The 6,024-nt window shown below is 65.0% G+C and carries 4 protein-coding genes and 2 pseudogenes; 2 read left to right on the top strand and 4 right to left on the bottom strand.

Annotated elements, in window-relative coordinates; genetic code table 11:
- The coding region (locus FV228_RS18320; RefSeq protein ID WP_147855934.1) for a sugar transferase at window positions 1-383 on the top strand (383 nt) is incomplete at its 5' end.
- 705 nt (window positions 384-1,088) lie between these two features.
- Here FV228_RS18320 and terL read toward each other — a convergent pair.
- Genes terL through FV228_RS18295 form a run of 3 tightly spaced genes read right to left on the bottom strand, consistent with a single transcriptional unit; the run spans window position 1,089 to window position 4,658 of the window.
- Window positions 1,089-2,633, bottom strand: coding sequence for a phage terminase large subunit (terL, locus tag FV228_RS18305; protein WP_246693947.1), 1,545 nt, complete (start codon window positions 2,631-2,633; stop codon window positions 1,089-1,091).
- 2 nt (window positions 2,634-2,635) lie between these two features.
- On the bottom strand, window positions 2,636-3,172 hold the full coding sequence (locus FV228_RS18300) for a DUF5681 domain-containing protein (protein ID WP_147855931.1): 537 nt from the start codon (window positions 3,170-3,172) through the stop codon (window positions 2,636-2,638).
- Between the two features lie 10 nt (window positions 3,173-3,182).
- A complete protein-coding gene (locus FV228_RS18295) occupies window positions 3,183-4,658 on the bottom strand; it encodes a DNA methyltransferase (protein WP_147855930.1) in 1,476 nt (491 codons plus the stop codon).
- Window positions 4,659-5,024: 366 nt separating this feature from the next.
- Between FV228_RS18295 and FV228_RS18290 the strand changes: the two are divergent.
- A pseudogene (locus tag FV228_RS18290) lies at window positions 5,025-5,864 on the top strand (IS630 family transposase); the annotation flags it as partial.
- A gap of 33 nt (window positions 5,865-5,897) precedes the next feature.
- Here the strand turns inward: FV228_RS18290 and FV228_RS18285 are convergent.
- A pseudogene (locus tag FV228_RS18285) lies at window positions 5,898-6,024 on the bottom strand (IS481 family transposase); the annotation flags it as partial.

Raw genomic sequence — 6,024 nt, 5'->3', positions numbered from 1 at the left:
GCCCACGCGCCCGGGCCGAGTGGGCCGCCACGCACAAGCTCTCCGACGATCCGCGCATCACAACCATCGGCCAGGTGCTGCGCAAGACCTCGCTGGACGAGCTGCCGCAGCTGTGGAACGTCCTGCGCGGCGAGATGAGCCTGGTCGGGTCGCGTCCGATCGTGCAGGCCGAGGTCGCCCGCTACGGCCGGGCGTTCTCGACCTGCTTTGCCGTGCCGCCTGGCGTCACCGGGCTGTGGCAGGTCTCGGGCCGCTCGGACACCAGCTACGCCGAGCGCGTGGCGCTCGACCTGGACTACGCCAGCCGCTGGAGCCTGCGCCAGGACATCGCGATCATGCTGCGCACCGTCCCGGCCGTGCTCGCCCAGCGCGGCAGCAAGTAGCGGCTTCGGCCGAGACGCGGGGCGACCGCAGGACGTCGCCCGCGGACGAGCACCGGACCATCCGGGCCGGGATCGGTCCGGCGCCGGGGCAGATGCGGGGACGGGGTCGACGACGGGATCGTCATGAAGGGTCTGCTGCTGAACGCCCTACTCGGGGTGGGTTGGGGCGGTTCGACTCGGTCTGGGGCCTGCCGGTGTTCCTGCCGGTGGTGGCGGCCGAACTCGCCTACGGGTTCCAGATCCATCACCTCAGCCTCAGTGGCGGGCTGCGGCGCGGGGTGGCGCTTGCTGATCTGCGGCCAGCTCGGCTTCCTTCTAGGCGCGCTGCTGCGGCCGCTGCCGGACGAGGGGTGAGGCGGGGCGCGCGCTCCCTGACGGATCCGGCTGGTAAACGAATTGCTAACCGATACGGCCGCGTCGAGGTTTGCGGCGCGAGGAGGTTCAGTCTTGGACGAGAACGATCCTCACTGGGACGCCGACCCGCTTTGGTACGACCGGGCGGAACCGGAGGCGGCGCCTAGCCTCGGGCTGGAGGGATTGGCGTATCTGGTCCTGCTGCTGCTCGCCGGGATGGCGTGCGGGGTATGGGTGTACCGGCTCCCGGATGTGCTGTGGTGCCGGGCAGTTGACCGGATAGCACATAGGGGTATCCGGCCCGATCCTTCCTAAGGTAAATCGTTTTTCCTCACAGCCTTTGTTGTAAGGTCATGAGATTACGTCGCCAGGCTTCCAAGTGGCTGGGACTGCGATGATGCGCGGCTGTATCGGAGCATAATCTGGGCTACCAACAACAAGCTCTGTTGGAGAATTGGATTGATAATTCAGTCGCCCTCTACGAATGCTTTCGCGGGTCCGCCTGACCCTTGGTTCGACCCGAGGTTGGCACCCAGTCAGGTAATGGAGCGCATACGTGGTGGCATCCACCTGATCGTCGTGGCGTCCATTCGGAAACGCCAGTAATTCGTTGACGTACTCGCCAAGCCACGGCGAATCGGTCGGGAGATACACCTGACCTGCCTCAAACCGGGCTGCTTGCGCCAGCACCCGCGCCTCCTTGTCGTAACGGGGCTCGACCAGGATCGGCACCAATGTCTTGGTTCTACGTAGGTCTTGTAGCAGCGCGTAGCCGAGCTGGGTCTTCTCGATCAAAGTCGTATCAACACGCCAGCGCTCGCTCAACGCGACGATTCTCTGGCGCAACTCCCAAGATTCCCATCGCCCTCTGACCACGTCGAGCAGGTAGTAGTCCAGCCCGACCGCACCCCAGACCGTGCCCACGGACCAATCGCTCGTCTCGGACAGGGTCGAGGCGGTATCCCAGGTGGCCACGATCCGATCGAAACGGCTCGGGCGTACGTCGTAGCTGCGCAGCCACGAGCGCTGGATCACGTTGCCGCCAACAGGCGCCGGGTCCTGCTGGTACTGTGCTTGGAAGGTCAACGAGCCCTGGGCGCGCCGCATTTGCTCCAACACCGCCATCGGCTCACGCTCGCAGTGCAGCAAGTCTCCAACCCGGCGCCGGTACACGTCCCCGGGGACGTCACTTAGGCGATGTTGGGTATCCTCTGTGGCGATCGCGGGCAGTGATACCACCTCCCACTCGTCCCGCTCGAGCACATGGCCGACGAGGTCATCGACATGCAGCCGCTGCATCACGATGACAATCGCGCCGAGCTGCTTGTCGTTCAAGCGTGTGAGCAACGTGTTGTCGAACGCCTCGTTGACCCGCCGACGCTCAGCCTTTGAGAGCGCATCTACCGCCTTGATCGGATCGTCGATCACGATGAGATCAGCGCCGCGCCCGAGCACCGCCCCGCCCATACCGGCGGCGAATATCGAGCCGCGAAGCGTCGTTGTCAGTTCGAGATCGCGGGGTCGCGGGCCCGTCAGTCGGAACCTCGGGAACACAGAGCCGAACCATGGGCTCTGCGCCAGCAAGCGTCGATCGAGGCTGAACTTTCTGGCGAGATCCTTGGTGTGCGAGATGCAGATGACGCGTCGACTCGGGTCGTGACCCAGCGCGAACATCGGGAATGCGACGCTGGCGATGATCGACTTACCCGAGCGCGGCGGTACGTTGATGATCAACCGGCGTAGGTCGCCGCACAACACCCGCTGGAGCGCCCAGCACAGATGGTCGTAGTGCCAATTCGGCGCGAACGCTGTTCCCGGCTCGAGCGTCGCGAAGGCTTGCTCGACGAAGGTGGCCAAGTTGGTGCGTAGCGCGACCGACATCATCTCCGCGGTCATGATCACGGTGTATGCTCCGGATCGCACCCGGGCCCCGGATTGTCGTTGTCGCTCGCAGCCGAGTTGTCTCCACCCTCCGGTGAGCGTTCGGCGAGGATCTGACGCCGCATCCGGGCGTAGTGATTCTGATACACAGCTTCACTTTGCGCCGGGTCTGTGCCGGTCTCGCCGGCAACGACTACCGACTCATGGACCGCGACCAGCTTGAAGACCTCCTTGCCGATGCGTGGGTCCGACATCGCCTTGTGGCACATCGAGCGAAACACCGCCTCGCCGCACGACATCTCCACCCGCTTTCCATCGCGATTGAGTTGGACCGTCTCGTTCAAGACGCGCTTCATCATCGCGACGAAGGGCTCAGGCTGCTTGCGGGGCCGCCCCCTCGGGTTACCGGACTGTCCGCGCGAAAAGCGGCCTCCACCGGCACGGGTGCTCCGAGCCCGCCCAGCACCTCCACCGTCCGCACAGGACGTTTGCGGCGCGAGATCGTCCTCTCGCGCGACGACATTGTCGTTCGACTCGATCGGCTCACCGGACATCGCGACCTCCTCACGCGTCGGCCGCGGCCGGTGGCAAGGCCGATGTCTCATACGACCGCCGTTCAGCCTGTTCCGCGAAGGTGCGTCCCGTGCCTGCCTGGCGCGCGAGCGCCCCCGTCAGGGCTTCCATCCGCCGGACGGCGACGTCGACGTAGACCGGGTCGAGCTCGATCCCGTACCCGATCCGGCCGGTGCGGTGGGCTGCAAGCAGGGTTGTGCCAGAGCCGCAGAACGGGTCGAGAATCAAGCCGCCGCGGTGCGAGGTATCGAGCATTGCGTCTGCGATCAGCCCGACCGGTTTCACGGTCGGGTGCAGGGCCAACGCCTCCTCCCGCCCGCGCCCGAACCCGTTCAGCCCGGGCGCTGACCAGATCGTGGTGCGGTTGCGCCCGTGCCGGCCCAACGCGATGTTGTTGATATGCCGACCCCGCCCGTGTTTCATCACCAGCACGAATTCAGTTTGCTGCCGATAAAGCGAGCCCATTCCACCCACGCCTTTGTCCCAGACGCAGGTCGTGAGTTGGGTCAGACCTGCGCCCCGCGCGGCAGTCAACAGTGGGAGCATCCCGCGTGCGTCGATGAACATCTCGACGATCGCACCGTCTTCGAGATGCGGGACCATCGCACCGAGGAAGCTCTCGAAGAACACGGTGGCCTCGGCCTCGCCCATGCCGGAGCCTTCAACGAACTCTCCGTGCCTGCCACTGACGTAATCGCGAATGTAACACCCATAAGGCGGATCCGTCGCGACCTTCTGGACGCCCTGGCCGGCGAGCACAGCGGCGTAGCTCTCACCAGCACGAGCATTTCCGCACAGCAGCCGGTGACCACCGGCGAAGTCCCAGATATCTCCAAGGCGCGAGACCGCTGATACCGGCACCTGTGGAAGGGCGTCGGCTGGGTCTGAGCCATCGATGCAGGACGACGTCAGCGCGAGATCGATCTCCGGCAAATCGAACCCAGTGAACGCGACGAGGTCAGGCTCGACCGCGAGCAGGTGAGCGAACTCGCACGCGAGGGCTTCGGGGTCCCAGGTACTGCTCTCGGCGATCCGATTGAGCGAGAGGCGAAGAGCCCTGACTTCGTCGCCGGTGAGATGGTCGATGACGATCGTGGGCACGGTCGCGTGCTTGAGCCGCCGACAGGCCTCGTAGATCGCGTGACCGTCGATAATGCCCCCAGACGCTGTGACAAGAATCGCCACGCAGCACCCGAACCGCTCAATGTTGCCGGCGAGGCGTTCGACTTGTCCTTTGCCACGCCTGCGCAACGGCCGGTCGAGCGGCTGGATGTCGCCGATCGGCTGATGCGTGATGCTGATGTCACGCGGTGACACGCTCGCCCCCGTCGGAGCGCTGACGCGCGACACCGGAGCAGGGGATGCAGCCAGGCTGCGCTGGCGAACACGGGTTGGGATAGAGACGGACATAAGAAAATCTGACTCCACGACGGACGAGACGATTGGCAGACAGAACACGAACTTCATCTGACTCCGGAGCGATCCGAAGCAGGAGGAAGTCGGTTTCAGATCTGCCAGTTCTCGCGCACGGTGCGGGCGGAGCCTGACTGCCTGAGCCTCCCGCTGCGCGGGAGGCCATGTCGATGTGAGAAGACCGCCTCAGCTTACCGTTGCGATAGCAGCTGAGCGAATGCCTCACAGTCCAAATAAAGTAGGACTACCCATTGGATAAGGCCGCCGCCGCCCAAGGTCAACCCGCCCGTCGCACAGCCAGTTGCATAGAAAGCATGGCGGCCGCGCGCCGCCCTATCCGGCTGACGCTTGGTAGTGCCACCTAGTGCACTGACGCGGAATGAGGATTCACGGTGCGCGTTACGTGTGTGAGTCTGGGGTATGGCCCAGACCGTCTGCGTACTCCTCGACGCCACCGCCCGTTCACAGTTCACCGCGATCGCCGAGGATCGATCCCGCCCCCCCTCAAGCAAATCCTACGGGCCGGGATCGTTCTGCTCTCGGCCGAGCGTCTGGACGTGCAGGACCTGGCCCGGCGGGCCGGCGTCAGTCGGCCCGCACTCTGGCGATGTCAGCACCGCTACGGTGAGGACGGCATCGAGGGCCTCCTGTGCGACAAGACCCGTCCCGCCCGGCATCCCGCCTCATCATCTCACACGGACGGTGGCGGAGGTGCTCGCGCTGACCTGTTCAAAGCCGCCCGACGCGTTGACCCATTAGACCGGGCGTGCCGTCGCCGCGCGGATCGGGATCTCGATCCACTTCGTCTAGCGGATCTGGCAGGCACACCGCCTGCAATCACATCGGGTCCGCACCTTCAAGCGCGCGCACGACCCGGCCTTGGTCGAGAAGGTCGAGGACGGGCCCCCATCTAACCTGTTCGATGGGGGCCCGTGTGGTGGGTCTTTATATAGACCCGCCCCCCATGCCGTCATGCTCTCCAGTGACAATCCTTCGACAAGCTCAGGATGAGGAGAGCCAGATCCAGGCCCTGGAACGAACCTGCCCCGACCGGCCCCTCAAACTAGGACATCCCGCAGCCCAGACCCACGACTGCACCCGCCACGGCACCACGACCCTGTTCGCGGCCCTCAACGTCTTGGAGGGCACCGTGCTCGGTCGCTGCATGCAGCGCCATCGCCATGGCGAGTTCATCCGCTTCCTCAACGCCGTCGAAGCTGCCGTGCCGGCGGACAAGCTCGTCCACGTGATCCTGGACAACGACGCCGCTCACAGGCACCCAAAGGTCCGCGCCTAGATGTTTGGTCCCGGCATGTGGTGTGACGGATCGAGCCTGAAGCGTTCGGGCTCTTTCGTCCAGGTCTGGCAAATAAATTCGTAGGGGGTGAGGCCTCGCAGGGTCTTCAGCCGGCGACCGTAG

Source organism: Methylobacterium sp. WL18 (assembly GCF_008040015.1).
GTDB classification, from domain to species: domain Bacteria; phylum Pseudomonadota; class Alphaproteobacteria; order Rhizobiales; family Beijerinckiaceae; genus Methylobacterium; species Methylobacterium mesophilicum.
The sequence above is the reverse complement of the archived record's forward strand: the minus strand, read 5'-3'. Positions and strand labels throughout refer to the sequence as shown.

Coding starts and splice junctions, on each gene's coding strand:
- FV228_RS18300 (WP_147855931.1), bottom strand. CDS start 3,172: ATGTCCGGTGAGCCGATCGAGTCGAACGACAATGTCGTCGCGCGAGAG.
- terL (WP_246693947.1), bottom strand. CDS start 2,633: ATGACCGCGGAGATGATGTCGGTCGCGCTACGCACCAACTTGGCCACC.
- FV228_RS18295 (WP_147855930.1), bottom strand. CDS start 4,658: ATGAAGTTCGTGTTCTGTCTGCCAATCGTCTCGTCCGTCGTGGAGTCA.